The 15,932-nt window shown below is 62.2% G+C and carries 11 protein-coding genes; 3 read left to right on the top strand and 8 right to left on the bottom strand.

The genetic code is table 11. The features are described from left to right. Positions 1 to 2: 2 nt before the first annotated feature. The 4 genes from ACILRN_RS03035 to ahcY form a co-directional block, all read right to left on the bottom strand. The gene (locus tag ACILRN_RS03035) at positions 3 to 719 is read right to left on the bottom strand and encodes a nucleotidyltransferase family protein (protein ID WP_395685417.1); all 717 of its coding nucleotides are present in this window, start codon (positions 717 to 719) and stop codon (positions 3 to 5) included. Next, positions 716 to 2,224, bottom strand: coding sequence for a tRNA (adenosine(37)-N6)-threonylcarbamoyltransferase complex ATPase subunit type 1 TsaE (gene tsaE, locus ACILRN_RS03030; RefSeq protein WP_395685415.1), 1,509 nt, complete (start codon positions 2,222 to 2,224; stop codon positions 716 to 718). The genes ACILRN_RS03035 and tsaE overlap by 4 nt, the downstream gene beginning before the upstream one ends. Before the next feature lie 6 nt (positions 2,225 to 2,230). Next, entirely contained in the window at positions 2,231 to 4,579 is a 2,349-nt protein-coding gene (locus ACILRN_RS03025; RefSeq protein WP_395685413.1) for an ATP-binding protein, read from the bottom strand. Between the two features lie 100 nt (positions 4,580 to 4,679). After that, positions 4,680 to 6,089 (bottom strand): adenosylhomocysteinase, encoded by a 1,410-nt coding sequence (ahcY, locus tag ACILRN_RS03020; protein ID WP_395685411.1) that lies wholly within the window; start codon positions 6,087 to 6,089, stop codon positions 4,680 to 4,682. Positions 6,090 to 6,220: 131 nt separating this feature from the next. On the opposite strand from ahcY, the gene ACILRN_RS03015 reads away from it, so the two are divergent. Next, on the top strand, positions 6,221 to 7,645 hold the full coding sequence (locus ACILRN_RS03015; protein ID WP_395685410.1) for a YdiU family protein: 1,425 nt from the start codon (positions 6,221 to 6,223) through the stop codon (positions 7,643 to 7,645). Positions 7,646 to 7,730: 85 nt separating this feature from the next. Here ACILRN_RS03015 and polA read toward each other — a convergent pair whose 3' ends face one another. From polA to ACILRN_RS03000, 3 genes are all read right to left on the bottom strand, one after another. Then, a complete protein-coding gene (gene polA / locus ACILRN_RS03010; protein ID WP_395685408.1) occupies positions 7,731 to 10,667 on the bottom strand; it encodes a DNA polymerase I in 2,937 nt (978 codons plus the stop codon). A gap of 39 nt (positions 10,668 to 10,706) precedes the next feature. Further along, the gene (locus ACILRN_RS03005; protein WP_395685406.1) at positions 10,707 to 11,756 is read right to left on the bottom strand and encodes a zinc-dependent alcohol dehydrogenase family protein; all 1,050 of its coding nucleotides are present in this window, start codon (positions 11,754 to 11,756) and stop codon (positions 10,707 to 10,709) included. Between the two features lie 69 nt (positions 11,757 to 11,825). After that, positions 11,826 to 13,652 (bottom strand): amidohydrolase, encoded by a 1,827-nt coding sequence (locus ACILRN_RS03000; RefSeq protein WP_395685404.1) that lies wholly within the window; start codon positions 13,650 to 13,652, stop codon positions 11,826 to 11,828. A gap of 105 nt (positions 13,653 to 13,757) precedes the next feature. Between ACILRN_RS03000 and ACILRN_RS02995 the strand changes: the two genes are divergently transcribed. Together ACILRN_RS02995 and ACILRN_RS02990 are read left to right on the top strand one after the other, a co-directional pair. Beyond that, the gene (locus tag ACILRN_RS02995; protein WP_395685402.1) at positions 13,758 to 13,973 is read left to right on the top strand and encodes a hypothetical protein; all 216 of its coding nucleotides are present in this window, start codon (positions 13,758 to 13,760) and stop codon (positions 13,971 to 13,973) included. 199 nt (positions 13,974 to 14,172) lie between these two features. Further along, on the top strand, positions 14,173 to 14,955 hold the full coding sequence (locus tag ACILRN_RS02990; RefSeq protein WP_395685400.1) for a hypothetical protein: 783 nt from the start codon (positions 14,173 to 14,175) through the stop codon (positions 14,953 to 14,955). A 35-nt stretch (positions 14,956 to 14,990) separates the two neighbouring features. Here ACILRN_RS02990 and ACILRN_RS02985 read toward each other — a convergent pair whose 3' ends face one another. Next, positions 14,991 to 15,686, bottom strand: coding sequence for a Crp/Fnr family transcriptional regulator (locus ACILRN_RS02985; RefSeq protein ID WP_395685398.1), 696 nt, complete (start codon positions 15,684 to 15,686; stop codon positions 14,991 to 14,993). Between the last annotated feature and the right edge of the window lie 246 nt (positions 15,687 to 15,932).

The raw sequence follows: 15,932 nt of genomic DNA, 5'->3' as shown, positions 1-15,932 counted from the left end.
GTTCACGCCCCGAGAGCGCGTTCGGCAAGCGCTATCGCAGCCGGATCACCGACATGCAGCCACAAGCCCTGATGCTCGATGCCAAACAGACGGCCCGCGGCAATGGCGCGGTCCCACAACAGATTCATCGAAAACTTGCCCGTTGGGGCGGCCGCGAACAGTCGAGGCGAAACCAGATAGCCGCCGATATAGGCAAGTGGCTGACCTTTGGCGGCCACACGCCTGGAAAGTCGCCCGTCAGCACCGCGCACAAAATCTCCCGCACCCTCATAGCCAACGGTGCGGCCCAGAGGAGACAGCAGCAGCAGGCAATCCATCCGCGCATCGTCCCACGCAGCGCGCAGACGATCGAGAGCAGCCTCGCCCTGGTCCAGCCAGAAACTGTCGCTGTTGATGACGAAGAATGGCGCAGATCCCAGGAGTGGCAAAGCCCTGGCAACCCCGCCGCCAGTATCAAGCAATTCTGCGCGCTCATCTGAAATCAGTATGTGTGGTTCGGTCTGCCTGTCGGCCCAGGACTCGATCTGGTCAGCAAGGTAATGGACATTCACCACTGCCGTTTCAACGGCGGCGGCCCGCAGCCGGTCAAAGCCGTAGTCGATGAGAGGCCGGCCCGCGACCTGAACCAGCGGTTTGGGCCGGGTGAGTGTGAGAGGCCGCATCCGCTGGCCATAGCCAGCGGCAAGAACCATGGCACGGCTGCCCAGGCCAGCCATCATCTTTCCTCTCGTGCGCCGAGTGGCAGATACGCGTCGAACCAGGCTTTCAGGCCTGCAAGTTTGGGATGAGACAGGTTGCGCTCCAGATAACGGGACACGCGGGGAACATGGCGGAGATAGCCGTGCTTGCCATCGCGTTTCGACAGCCTGGCAAATATGCCAAGGATCTTGGTGGCGCGCTGGGCACCGAGAATCGCATAGGCCAGATCGAATGCGCTGCGGTCAAAGGATCGGTCGGCCTGGCGCAGGTCACAGTAATGCGCATGAAGTTCATCAGCCTGTTCAAAGCTGATGTCGGTACGGGCATCCTGCAGCAATGAGGCAAGGTCATAGGCGGGGTGGCCAAGCAGACAGTCTTGGGTATCGATAAGGCCCACGCGCTTGCGGCCCTGACGCCCCGGCAGCCAGATAAGATTGGGCGAATGATAATCACGCAGAACCCAGACAGGCTGCAATGTCTGTGTGAAGGGCAGAAGGGACCGCCAGAGATCATCAAACGCAGCACGCGGACCGACAGGAATGTCACTGCCAGTTACATGGGGCCAGAACCACGATGGCAGCAGATCGACTTCAATGAGCTGGGCATCAATGTCGTAGCGGGCAATGACATGGCGACCATCCGTCATCGGAACCACCTCGGGCCATTCCTGCCCCGCCATGTGCGCCAGAACCGCGACAGCTTCCAGCATGGGCTCACGCATGTCCTGCCCCGCCCGGATCATGTTTCCATAAACGTCACGGCCCAGATCCTCAACGACTGCAAGCCCCTTTGCGAGATCCTGGGCGTAAGTCAGAGGCGCGCTGTAGCCGCGCGCGCAGAGCACCGCGTTCACGGCGATAACGGCACGAATGTCCTCCGCCAGATGGGCAATGGCGCTGTAGGGCTTTCCATTTCGCACAGGTGGCCCATCCGGCCGGGCAGGCATGTCCATCAGAATGGCTGTATCGCCAGACATCTCCAGCGTCTCATAACGGCGAAACGAGGCATCGCCTTCGAGAAAACGCCGTCTTGCCCCTGACCAGTGTGTGCCGGCAAGGAAGCCCCGAATGTCGGCGTTACGGAACAAGGCCTGCGCCCAGCTGCCGGCGGCAACGAGCGTGGCCTCGCGCACCGACCCTTCACCCGACAGTGTGATGAGCAATCGTCCGGCAAAGGCCTGTTCCATGACTTTGTCCGGCCATTCGACCAGGAGGACATGGGAAGATGCCAGGTCATCCAGCCCGAGTTCGGCGACATCCGACGCCTGACGGATACGGTAGAGATCGGCATGCGCCACCGGAACGCGAGTCTCCTCATAGGTCTGCACGAGCGTGAACGTGGGGCTTGGCACCTCGAGATCAGGATCAGCGGCCAGCGCACGGATGAAGGCGCGGGCAAAGGTGGATTTGCCCGAACCAACGTCGCCTGACAGCATCACGGCCATGCCAGGCCGCGCAAACAGCGAGAGTTCGGCCGCAAAGGCCTCTAGCTCTTCAGCCCCTTCAAAACGCCGGATCAGTTGCATGGCAGTTCAGGCAGTCTTCCGTGGCGGATGGGCGCCGGAGTTACGCTGCGCCGCCGCCGGGCCATCAAGCGGGAAGGTACAGAGTACGGTGGTGCCCTGGTTGATCTTGGAGAGCAGCGAGACCTGGCCCTCGTGGAGTTCAACAAAGCTCTTGACGATGGCAAGACCAAGGCCGGGGCCACGGTGCCCGCCCGGCAGCGGCCGGGACTGGAACCGGTCGAAAGCCTGCTTCTGGAATTCAGGGTCAATGCCACAACCCTGGTCTGAGACCCAGAGCTGCAGCTGGCCGCGGGAGCGCTTCGCGCCCATGCGGATCGTGGCGCCCGGCTTCGAGAAGCCGATGGCGTTTGACAGCAGATTGTCGAGGATCTGCTCAACACGCTTTGGATCCGCCACGAAACTGCTGACATCGGCCCCGACCTCGATATTGAGGGTCAGATCGCGGTCCTCGATGGATGAGGCAAGTTTTCCGGCCACCGCCTCGAGCAGGTTCGTGATGTCCACGCGTTCGAGCTTCAGCTCAAGGGCGCCTGCGTCGATGGCGGTGAGATCAATGATGGCGTCAATGATGGTCTTGAGTTCCGAGGACGACTTTCGGATGTCACGCACATAGTCCTGCTGGCGTTCGTTCAGTGGGCCGGCCAGACCCAGCTGCAGACCCTCGGCAAATCCAAGGATGCTGGTGAGAGGCGTGCGGATTTCATAGGAAACATGCGACAGGAACATGTTCTTGAGCCGGTCGGCCGCTTCCAGCGCATCGGCGCGATCACGCAGGGCACGCTCCATGCGCGCCGAATCGGATATGTCTGCGAAGGTGAGCAGCGTATTGCCATCGGGGAGCGGCACTGCGACAAATTGCAGGATGCGGTCCAAAACCGTGATCTTGCCTGTGATCGGCTTGCGCTCCGCGTCAAGCCGGGTGACGCTGTAGCGCACCTCTTCCCAGGAATTGGCGCCAGCTGCGAGCTGGCGTCCGTGCCGGGCCAGATCCTCAATGTGAGGTTCGCCAGCAAGTACCTCGGGGTCAAGCTGCCAGAATTCCGCAAATGCAGGATTGAAGAGCTTCAGCCGGCCATCAGAACCCAGCAACGCAATGCCCTCTCCGAGATTGTCCAGCGTCTCGCGCTGAACACCGATCAGCTCGTTGTAGCGGCTCTCGAGCAGCAACTCGTCCGTGACGTTCTCGTAGAGATAGGTGACGCCGCCGAACGGATGCTGTTCGCAGACCACATGCAGGGTGCGGCCATCCGGCAGATGCCACCAGTTTTCGCGTGTCTCCAGCGTCGTATAGGCGGCAAGCTGCTTGGCCTTCCATTCCCGGTAGTTTGCCTGCTCGGGAAGACAGCGCTGATTGCGCAGCGTGTCGAGTATTTCACCATCGGTGGGGTGTGTATCGAGCCAGTTGGCATCAAGCGGCCAGAGGGCTGCAAAGGCCGCATTGTGAAAGCGCAGGCGCTGGTCCGGCCCGAAGATGGCAATTGCCGTGTCAAGCTTGTTGAGCGTGGACGTGTGGGCCTTGATATGACGGTCAAGCTCCTTTTCGGCATTCTCGAGCGCCGTCATGTCAATGGCAAAGCCCGCGGTGCCGGCTGCGGCAGGTGTTTCCACGACCTCGAGAGTGCGCATGGTGCCGCCGACCACCGCATGGACCCGGCCCGCCGTGGCGGCAGAGGCAAGTTCAGACTGGCGCGCCACTGCAGCGTCAGAGTCCGGTGCGTCAACGGCCGCAGCGTAAGCCTGGTTGACCCAGACCAGCCGGCCATCTTCCGCCCGCAGCCAGATGGGCAGCGGCGCGGCATCAAGCACGGCGCGAAGCCGGTCTGCCTGACGGCCAAGCACAAGCGCCTCCTGCGACAGGGCAGCAATGTTGCGCCGCTCGCCAGCCAGCGGGCGGAAGCGAAGGGTTGCCAGCCCGCCAGCCGTACGGCCATCCGCCTCGAGAAGTTCGCCGGACGCCGTGACAACTCCGAGATTGAAGGGCGTTCCATCCCTGCGCAGGCGCTCGATGCCTTCGATGAGTGCGCTGGCCGAGTCAGCTGCCAGCCAGGCTGGAAAATCAACGAGCGACTCACGCGTCGACGGCAGGCTTACCGTGCCGTGCATGCTGCCAAGCACACGGTCGGGCAGGATGTCGCGGCTGCGCCAGATGAGCAGCACATGTGCTTCAGCGGCAAGAGCAGTTTCGGTCTCGTTGAGACGGACCTCGAGTTCAACCGCCCTGCGGCGCGATTTCCTTTCCTCGCGCGCAAGCCGGCGCAAGCTGAGCAATGCCCAGACGAATACTCCGATGACGGCCAAAACCGCAGCGAGGGCGATCGGATCGCCCGTCAGGCCGTTGCCGAAACCGGCGCCCATGTCTTCTCCGGTCAAAGTGCCGGGACAGCCCGCGAATCAGCGAGCCATCCGCCCCGCCAGACATATAGCCAAAAGACCGGTGCTCCGGAATCCACCAATCTCAGTAGCGGTAATACTCCGGCTTGAAGGGCCCCTGCGGGGTGACCCCGATATAGGCGGCCTGATCGTCACGGAGCTTGGTCAGCCTGACGCCGAGCTTCTCGAGATGGAGCCGCGCCACCTTCTCGTCGAGGTGCTTGGGCAGGACATAGACTTCGTTCTTGTACTTGCCGGTACCCGCCGAGCTGAACAGCTCGATCTGTGCCAGGGTCTGATTGGTGAAGGAGGCCGACATCACGAAACTCGGGTGGCCGGTAGCGTTGCCGAGGTTCACGAGGCGGCCCTGGGACAACAGGATCACCCGCGCGCCCGACGGCATGCTGATCATGTCGACCTGCGGCTTGATGTTGGTCCACTTGAAGTTCCGGAGCTCGGACACCTGGATCTCGTTGTCGAAGTGCCCGATGTTGCAGACGATGGCCATGTCCTTCATCTGCTTCATGTGATCCACCGTGATCACGTCCTTGTTGCCAGTGGCGGTGACGAAGATATCGGCCGTGGCCACAACATCATCGATGGTCTGGACCTGGAAGCCGTCCATGGCCGCCTGGAGGGCGCAGATCGGGTCCACCTCGGTGACGATAACGCGGGCGCCCGAGCCTTGCAGCGAGGCGGCCGATCCCTTGCCAACATCGCCATAGCCGCAGACTACGGCCACTTTTCCGGCCATCATCACGTCGGTGCCGCGGCGGATGGCGTCGACGAGGGACTCGCGGCAGCCGTATTTGTTGTCGAACTTGGATTTGGTGACACTGTCATTCACATTGATTGCGGGGAAGGGCAGCTCGCCCTTCTTCTGCAGCTCATAGAGGCGGTGAACGCCCGTGGTGGTTTCCTCCGACACGCCCTTGATAGAGGCCTTGACCGTGTCGAACCAGCCCGGCTGCTCCTTGATGCGCTTCTTGATGGCAGCGAACAGATACTCCTCCTCCTCGCTCTTGGGATGGGCGATGAGGGTCGGGTCCTTCTCCGCCTTGGAGCCGAGCAGGATGTAGAGGGTCGCGTCACCGCCGTCATCGAGGATCATGTTGGAGGGACGGCCGTCCGGCCAGTCGAAGATGCGGGCGGTGAAATCCCAGTATTCCTTCAGGCTCTCGCCCTTGAAGGCGAACACCGGAATGCCGGCGGCGGCAATCGCCGCGGCGGCATGATCCTGGGTCGAGAAGATGTTGCATGAGGCCCAGCGAACCTCGGCCCCGAGCGCCGCGAGGGTCTCGATCAACACGGCAGTCTGGATGGTCATGTGCAGCGAGCCCGAGATGCGGGCGCCACGCAGCGGCTGCAAGGACTTGTATTCCGCGCGGGTAGCCATCAGGCCCGGCATTTCGACCTCGGCCATGTCGATTTCCTTGCGGCCCCACTCTGCCAGCTTGATGTCGGCAACATGGTAATCGGTCTGGGAGCGGGTCATTTCAATCCTCGGTTTTCTGGTTGCGGCGCGCTCCTATAGCAGCGTGACCTGCTGCTGTCCACGACGACATAAAGTTTTCTTTATATTCACTTTCTGCGCCCAGCCGGCCCTGACTTGCCTATATTGGGCACATGACAATGCCCGCTTCCTTCGACAACAGCTATTCCCGCCTGCCCGCCTCCCTGCATGCCAGCGTTCGGCCGACCCCCGTGGCGGAGCCCGCCCTCATCGAGGTGAATTTGCCCCTGGCGCTCGAACTTGGGCTTGATCCGGCCCTGTTCACCGCCGAAGTGGCTGTGGGCAACAGGCTGCTGCCGGGCACCGCCCCGATCGCCCAGGCCTATGCCGGACACCAGTTCGGCCATTTCGTGCCACAGCTGGGCGATGGCCGGGCGATCCTTCTGGGCGAAGTCGTCGACCGCAACGGCATCAGGCGCGACATTCAGCTCAAGGGGGCAGGACCAACGCCGTTCTCGCGCCGCGGCGACGGACGAGCCGCGCTTGGCCCCGTGCTGCGCGAATATCTGGTCAGCGAAGCAATGCACGCACTGGGCATTCCCAGCACCCGGGCGCTGGCGGCAGCCACGACCGGCGAAAAGGTCTATCGCGAGGCGGCGCTGCCAGGTGCGGTGCTGACCCGCGTGGCGAAGAGCCACATCCGGGTGGGCACCTTCCAGTATTTCGCCGCAAGACGCGACCGCGACTCGCTTAGCGTGCTCGTCGACCACGTGATCGCCCGCCACTACCCCGCCGCCGCCACCTCCGACAACAGAGCGCTGGCGCTGCTTGACAGCGTGATGCTGGCGCAGGCACGGCTGGTGGCCCGCTGGGCAGGAATTGGTTTCATCCACGGCGTGATGAACACCGACAACATGAGCGTATCGGGCGAGACCATCGACTACGGCCCCTGCGCCTTCATGGACCGCTATGATCCAGCCACCGTGTTCAGCTCGATCGACGAATATGGCCGCTACGCCTATGCCAACCAGCCCGCGATCGCCCAGTGGAACCTGGCCCGCTTCGCCGAAACGCTGATACCTTTCCTGGACCCGGACCGCGAAGCGGCAATCGCTGTTGCCACCCAGCGGATCGAGGCATTTCCGGCACTTTTTACCGATCAGTGGACTGATGTTTTCCGGGCCAAGATCGGACTTGCATCAGCGGAAGACGCTGACGCCGATCTGATCCACGCACTGCTCGATGCCATGCATGGCGCAGGTGCGGACTTCACGCTCACCTTCCGGCGCCTGAGCCTTGGGGAAGCCGTCCCGGAACTGGACGCCTGGCTTGGCCAGTGGCGCACCAGATTGCAGCGTGATCGGCAGAGCAACGACCAGCAGCTTGCCCTGATGCGCGCATCGAACCCCGCCTACATTCCGCGCAACCACCTCGTCGAGGCGATGATCGAGGCCGCCGTGGAACGGGCCGATCCCGAACCCTTCCGTACCATGCTGCAGGTGCTGCTGAGCCCTTATTCGGAACAGGAGGGCATGGACCGCTACGCTGCGGCCCCGGCGGAGACCGGGCAGGCTTACCGGACGTTCTGCGGAACCTGAAAACTGTATTGACTTTATTCCTATAGCATGCTAGGTACATATTCCTGTAACGTGCCTGCTGCTGATTGACATTGTGAATCCCTGCTCAGTGGGCCTCGTCCCAGTTCCGTGCGGCGCGCGCATCGACCTGGAGGGGCACGCTGAGCTTTACCGCCGGCTCCGGCGCTGCGATCATGACGCGGCGCACCACGTCCATGGTGGCCTCGGCTTCCGTCTCGGGACACTCGAGGATCAGCTCGTCATGCACCTGGAGCAGCATGCGGGCCGCGAGGCGAGCGGCCGCGAGCGCCTCGGGCATGCGGATCATGGCGCGACGGATGATGTCGGCTGCCGCGCCCTGAATGGGCGCATTGATCGCGGCGCGCTCGAGGAAGGCGCGTTCGGAGGGATTGGGCGATGAAATACGCGGAAAATGCATGCGGCGGCCGAAGATGGTTTCGACATAGCCCTGGGCGCGGGCCTGCTGCCTGGTGGCCTCCATATAATCCCGGATGCCTGGAAAGCGCTTGAAATAGGTGCGGATATACTCACCCGCCTCCTCGCGGCCGATGCCAAGCTGGTTGGCGAGGCCGAAGGCGGAGATGCCATAGATGATGCCAAAGTTGATGGCCTTGGCGCGGCGCCGCACCATCGGGTCCATTCCGGCGAGCGGCACATTGAACATTTCGGAGGCGGTCATGGCATGAATGTCCTGACCCTCGGCAAAGGCCTTCTTGAGCTGCGGAACATCGGCCACATGCGCCACGACCCGAAGTTCGATCTGGCTGTAGTCCGCGCTCACCAGCCTTGCGCCCTCCGGCGCGATGAAGGCCTGGCGGATCTTGCGTCCCTCTTCGGTGCGCACCGGAATGTTCTGGAGATTGGGATCGGTTGAGGCGAGACGGCCGGTCGAGGTGGCCGCAAGCGAATAGGAGGTATGGACACGATGCGTATCGGGATTGATGTAGTTCGGCAGGGCATCGGTATAGGTAGAGCGCAGCTTGCTGAGCTGCCGCCAGTCGAGCACGCGGCGGGCGAGGGCGACGCCCTGCCCTGCCAGGTCCTCCAGCGCGTCCGAATCCGTGCTCCAGGCGCCAGTCGCCGTCTTGCGGCCACCCGCCAGACCCATGCGGCCAAACAGAATGTCGCCGAGTTGTTTGGGTGAACCGATGTTGAACCGCTCTCCGGCCAGCGAATAGACGTCGGTTTCGATGGCCGCCGCCGCTGCCGCCAGCTCGTTCGACAGGCGGCGCAGCAGCTCGGGATCGATGAGGATGCCATTCATCTCCATGACAGCCAATACAGCAACCAGCGGCCGCTCCAGGGTTTCATAGACCGTGAGCTTGCCTGCTGCTGCAAGCCGCCGCTTGAACAAGAGCCACAGGCGCAGGGTGATGTCGGCGTCCTCCGCGGCATAGCGCGTGGCCTCAGCAATGGCGACACGGTCAAACGTAACCATCGACTTGCCCGAGCCGGCGACATCCTTGAATGCAATGCAGTCATGGCCCAGATGCCGGCGGGAGAGCTCGTCCATGCCGTGACCGACATCGCCAGACTCGAGCACATAGGACATCAGCATGGTATCGTCGATCGGGGTGATGGCGATGCCGTTGCGCCGCAGAACCTCCATGTCGTACTTGAGATTCTGGCCGATCTTGAGGATCGAGACGTCCTCAAGCAGTGGCTTCAGGGCGCTGAGCGCCTCAGCTCGCGGGATCTGCCCTTCCAGCAGGCCGCCACCGAACAGGCTGCCATCTGCCGCGGTGTGTCCAAGCGGCACATAGCAGGCCTTGCCAGGCGCAAGCGCCAGCGATACGCCAACCAGATTGGCGCGCATCGAGTCCAGCGAGTCGGTTTCCGTGTCGATCGCGACATAACCCTTCTCATAGGCAAGGCCGATCCAGGTCTTCAGTGTACTGATCGATGTGACCGTCTCATAGCCGTCACGGTTCACAGGAATGGCGAGCAGCTCTGCCTCGCCCGGCAAGGGGCCAGCCGCAGACGCCGCCGGCGCCGGCCTGACCGCCTGCTCCGTGGGCTTGCCAGAGGCTGGTTTCTCCACCGCGGCAGGAAGCAGCTCGCTACCGCCCTCCGGGGGCCAGAAAGTGAGCTCCACGGAAACCGGGTCGATCACCGAAGGATCACAGTCGAGCTCACCTGCCACCTTGCGGGTGAAGCTCGAAAACTCCAGCGCCTTGAGAAAGCCGATGAGCTGTGATGGACGCGGCGCATCAACGGCAAAGCTGGCAACATCGTGCTCGACGGGAACATGGTCCTCGAGCGTGACCAGCTTCCTGGAAATGCGCGCCTTGTCAGCAAAGGCAATCAGGTTTTCGCGGCGTTTCTGCTGCTTGATGTCAGTGGCTTTTGCCAGCAGTGTTTCAAGATCGCCGTAGTCATTGATCAGCTGCGCCGCGGTCTTGATGCCGATGCCGGGAACACCTGGCACATTGTCGACCGAGTCACCCGCCAGAGCCTGAACGTCGATGACCTTGTCCGGCTTCACTCCAAACTTCTCGATGACCTCGGCCTCGCCGATCTCCCGGTCCTTCATGGTGTCGTAGAGCGCCACGCCGGGGCGCACGAGCTGCATCAGGTCCTTGTCGGAAGAGACGATGCGGCAGGTGGCCCCCGCCTCGACCGCCTGGCGGGCATAGGTGGCGATCAGGTCATCGGCCTCGTAATTGGCCTGCTCCACGCTTGCCACGTTGAACGCACGCGTAGCCTGCCGGATCAGACCAAATTGCGGCCGGAGATCAGCCGGAGGCTCCGGGCGCTGGGCCTTGTAATCGGGGTAGATGGCATTGCGGAACGACTTCGATGAGTGATCAAAGATCACCGCGAGGTGTGTGGGCCTGTGGCCGGAATTGGTTTCCTTGAGCAGCTTCCACAACATGTTGCAGAAGCCCTGCACCGCGCCAACCGGCAGACCATCCGACTTGCGGGTCAGTGGCGGCAGCGCATGATAGGCGCGGAAGATGTAGCCTGAACCATCAATGAGATAGAGATGGTCACCCGGCTTGAGACGGTGCGAAGCGGTCATGCCGCCACTATGCCACCGGCAACTGGCCGAAGCCAGAGATCAGGCCGACAGGCGGTCAATCACGGTGACGCCCACGCCGGTATAGCCGTCCATGGCCTTCAGGGCAGCGCCGGCCTCGGAGAGCGGGATCCGGCGGGTGATCATGCGGGCAGGATCAATCCGGCCGGCGGCGATCATGCCAAGCAGCGGCGTGAAGCGGCTGGCAGCTATGCCGCGCGTGCCAAACAGCGATATCTGCCGGGCATAGACGGTTTCGAGCAGCGGCAGCGGCGGCGTGGCATGCTTGCCCAGCGGCTGGCCAATCTGCACGTGGCGACCAAGCTTGCGCAGGCTGCGCATGGAATTCTGGATGGTGGCGGTGATGCCCAGACCATCAATCGCGACATGGGCGCCGCCGGCGGTCAGGTCACGTATGGCGAGTGCCGCATCGTCCACCGCCGAGGGATTGAGCGTGACGTTGGCGCCAAGCTGACGGGCCATTGCGAGCGCGTCCTCGTTGATGTCGACTGCGAGCACCTGGGCGCCAAGCGCCGCACCAATCATCACTGCAGAAAGACCAACACCGCCGCAGCCATGGATGGCCAGCCATTCGCCCGGCCTGAGCCCAGCACGGTCAACCAGCCCGCGAAACGCCGTGGTCAGGCGGCAGCCCATGGCGGCGGCCTCGGCGAAGCCCAGCGCATCAGGAAGCTTCACCAGATTGAAATCAGCATGCGGCACGGCCAGCTGCTCGGCGAAGGCGCCCCAGCCTGAGAATCCCACCACAAACTGATGATTGCAGATGGTGGGCTCACCCGCGCGGCAATCCGGACACTGACCGCAGGCAAGAATGAAAGGGGCGGTGACCCGGTCGCCCAGGCGGAAGTTGCGGCAGCCTGCCCCGACAGCAATGACCGTGCCGGCAAACTCATGCCCCGGCACATGCGGCAGAGCAACATCGGGGTCAACACCGCTCCAGCCGTGGTGATCGGACCGGCAAACGCCGCAGGCCTCGATCTTCAGCACCACACCATCCGGCGGGCAGCCCGGATCTGCCACAGTCCTGACCTGCAATGGACCACGGTAAGACTCGAAGACGGCAGCTTTCATCAATCACGCCTCCCGAAGGCGAGTGTTAAACCGCAGGCCGGCGGATTGCTACGGCCAACTGATCCGCCTTCACGGCGCAAGGCTGAACACGGTGGCGCCTTCCTTGATCGTCTCGAGAACCCGGATATCCTTGATGGTTTTCGGATCGACCTTCAGCGGATTCTGCTCAAGGATCACCATATCGGCGAGCTTGCCCATTTCAAGCGTGCCCTTGGTGTCTTCTTCCTTGATCTGATGGGCGGCGTAAGCCGTCACGGCCTTGAGCGCCACATAGGGCGTCACACGCTCCTTCGGTCCGATGACCACGCCGTCGGGCGTGGCGCGGTTCACGCCGGCATCGACGAGCGTCAGAATCCACGGCTGCGGAGACACTGGCGCATCATGCGAAAAGGTGAACGGGATGCCCATCTGCTCCAGCGTATTGGCGGCAACCGCCTTGTTGCCGCGCTCGCCGCCCCAGAGGAAGAGCGCACCTGCCCCGCCGGACACCAGCGATGAGGTGAGATAGCTCGGAATGCCGCCATATTGCTGCATGCGCTTGATCTGGTCGGGGCGCATGTAGGTGGCGTGGATGAATACCGGGCGGTGGTCGCGCATGCCGTATTTCGCGACAGCCTTCTCGATGGCGCGCAGCGCCTGCTCAACCGCAGCATCGCCGTTCATGTGCATGTTGATCTGGATGCCACTGGTCCAGAAGCGATCGAACGCAGCATCCAGCACCTCATCCGGAATCTGCTGGAAACCGGAATAGACACCCGTCTTGCCGGGAGGATTGTTGGTGTAGGGCTGGGTGAACCAGGCCGTATCGATGCTGCCATCCAGCCAGAACTTGATGCCGCCAAGCCGCACGCGGTTGATGTAGCGCTTGTCGAGGTCAGGGCGAAGCTGGAGGAGCTTCCTGGCCGTGTCACCGGGCGCGGTGGCGCCCGTCGCGGCGATCAGATCCTGCTGCGCGATGGAACGGTCAGCGACCTCAGCATCGGCATATTCGGCTGCAACAGCACGGCCTGCATCAATTACCTTGTCGGCGACGGAGTCCTTCGCGCAAACATAGAGATCGATTTTGAGCAGATTCTTGTCGATGGCGTTTCTCACAATGTCCACGTCGTCATCGCCCAGGCCAAGGCCACATTCGCTCGCGGTGGTCTGGCCGTAGCTTGCCCAGAGTTCAACGGCACCCGTGGCAACACGATCTGCAAGCTCACCCGTGAAAGGCGGTCGCTGCTTTCGCACCATGTTGAGGGCGGTCTCCTCCATGGGGCCCGCAAGCTCGCTGCTGCCAGGCTTGCGTGCAAAGCTGCCACCCTCGGGATCCGGCGTGGCAGCGGAAACACCAGCCAGCCTGTAGAGCGCTGAATTTGCAGACCCGAGATGGCCAGAAGAGTCGACGATCAGCACCGGACGATCGGCTGAAACCTCGTTCAGCTCTTCAATGGTGGGCGCGCGGCCTTCCTTCAGATTTCGTGCGCCATACCCAAACCCGACAATCCAGTCGCCTGGCGGCGTCTTGGCAGCCTGAACCTTCATCCGGGCGATGAGTTCGGGGATGTCAAGCGTACCAAAGAGATCGGCGTCGATCATGTTCTTGCCGAAGTAGATCATGTGACCGTGGGTGTCGATGAAGCCCGGCAACAGAGTGTGTCCCTGGAGATCGATCAGCCTGGTGTCAGGCCCGCGCAGGCCCATGGCATCAAGCTTCGTGCCCGCAAAGATGATTTCACCGTCATCGACAACGAGTGCCTCGACATAGCTGGGGTCTTTGCCAGCCATGGTCAGGATGTCACCGCCAAAATAGATCGAATCAGCCTCGGGGCTGGCGCCGGGTGCGTCAGCGGCCAGGGCGGATGAGGACAGCAGGAGCGCCACGGCAAAGGCAGCAAGAGGGGTCTTGGACATTGAGCACACTCCGAATGATCAACCATTCAAACACTGCCCAAGCTGATCAAAAGTTGCAAGACTCCCAGGGTACTCAACCAAAACTGGGAGGAGCCTGATGGGCGCATGCAGGCCGCAGCGGGCCATGCGGTTATGGCTGTTGCCGGGCTGGTCGACCGGCCTGGCATATTGAAGATGCAATGTGAGAAAAGCGATGAATTGTCGCTTGATATGCATTTTTTAGCCAAAGCTTCTGCTAGATCAAAAATCAACCTAATTGAAACGGCGCCGGTTGGTTGCGTAGGCGCGGACTGGCAGGCGCGATCCAAAACGAGGGCTTAGCGTTCTTGTGAGGAACGCGACGATCCGGATGCCTGCGGCCGAGGGCCGGGGCTGTTGCGCCGTGGCGGCGTCGGAGGGCTCGACCGGGCCGCCGGCGCGTGCTTCGCCATTATCCTGGCCTCACCGCGAAATTCCTGCGGCGGCGCCATTCTATCAGGTCGGTTCTTTCGCTAGCTAGCCGAGGGTCTGGGGGCGGTTCATGTATGGAGTTTTCAAGACACGACTGGGGATGGTTGCCCTGCTGGGTGCTGCCATCGCGCCTGATGGAGCGCTGGCTGCAGACTTGGGCGGGCCCTCAGCATCGGAAGACTGGACTTTTACCGCGGCGGCCTATCTCTGGGGGGCCGGGGTCAGTGGCGAGGCGGGGGTGTTCGGCTTGCCGCCCCAGGACATTGACATCGGTTTTGGGGACATTCTGGAGAAACTTGATTTTGCGCTGATGGGACTGGGCGAGGCACGCAAGGATCGCTTCCTTCTGGCGGGCGAGCTGACCTATCTCCGGCTGAGCACGGGTCGCCAAACACCCTATCGCATTCTGGCCGACAAGGTCGACGTGACCTCGACCTCCTGGATGGTGTCCGGCTATGCCGGCTATTCGCTGCTCGACTCCGACTTTGCCCGCATCGACATCATCGGGGGTGGCCGGCTGTGGTCGGTGGATACGGATGTGTCGCTGAGGGGAGGCACTCTGGACGGATTTTCCAAGTCGGATGGGGCGGCGTGGGTCGATCCGCTGGTGGGCGTCAAGGCGCACCTCGACCTGGCGCCCGATGTCTATGCCGTGGGCTGGGGCATGATCGGCGGCTTCGGCGTGGGCTCCGACCTGATGTGGGACGTGATGGCCGGCGCCGGTTATGACTTCACCGATAGCGTCTCACTGTTCGCAGGTTACAGGGCGATCAGCGTCGACTACGGTAATGACGGTTTTGTATATGACGTTGTGGAGCAAGGCCCCGTTGTTGCCGCCGTGTTCCAGTTCTGAAGCCACGCAGTGGCCGTGCCGGCCTGGATCACCGCTCAGACAGCGTCGTTGACGATCGCAGAAAGCCTTTCGACATCCCTGATCACGATCTCACGATAGCCGACATCGCAGATTCCCTGCGCGACGAGATCCGCCAGCAGTTGATGGACGGTGGATCGCGACATGTTGCTGGCGACCGCCAGCTCCTCCTGGGTCATGGGAATAGTGACCGGCGATGGCGGCAGATAGTTGATCAGGCGACCCGCAAATGTGAGCAGCCGCGAGCAAAACCTCAGTCGCGGGTCACTGATCAGCAGATCAACGGCGTGATGAAGGTATTGCTCGACATTGTAGGCCATGAGGTTGAAGAACACCCAATTGAGAGAGGGTTCAGACGCCAGCAGCTCAGTCACGCCCTGGCGTGACAGCGTGAGCAGCTCACAATTCTGCCTCGCGACGATCGACATGATGCGTGGCCGCCGACCGAGGGCCGCGGGCTCGCCAAACCAGCAGCCGGGCAAGATCACATGCGCGTTCAACACGCCCTGAACAGGATGGGCAATGGTGATGACGGCGCTGCCAGAGACCATGCAGTAGATGTCGCTCGCGGAATCCTCGATCTCGAACAGCTTTCGCGACCGCGGCAGGTTCACGAGCCGCATCGGCGCCAGAACAAGATCCTGGGTGCGCCGGTCAAACTGACTGAGCCAACCGTTGGATCTGGCGACTTGAACTGCCTGTTCAGTACGCATGGCACTCAATCTTCTCCGGGATTTCCCATCTCCAGACAATTCATCCCTCTCGGCTCTGCTTATGTCAACGATGTCGCCAACAATGGCGCGAGGATGTGAGTGACACGGGCTTTCAAATGACGACAGCCTGAAGTGGAAAGCTTTGCCTTTCACAACTCAAGTTAACTTTTGGCGCCCGTGAACCGGGCTCAGATACCCGAAAGAGGGACAGGACATGCAGATCACAACACCACGGACATCGCGTCT

It is taken from the genome of Aestuariivirga sp., assembly GCF_044238155.1.
Taxonomy (GTDB): domain Bacteria; phylum Pseudomonadota; class Alphaproteobacteria; order Rhizobiales; family Aestuariivirgaceae; genus Aestuariivirga.
Note: the sequence above shows the minus strand (reverse complement) of the source record. Positions and strands in the feature narration are given on the sequence as shown.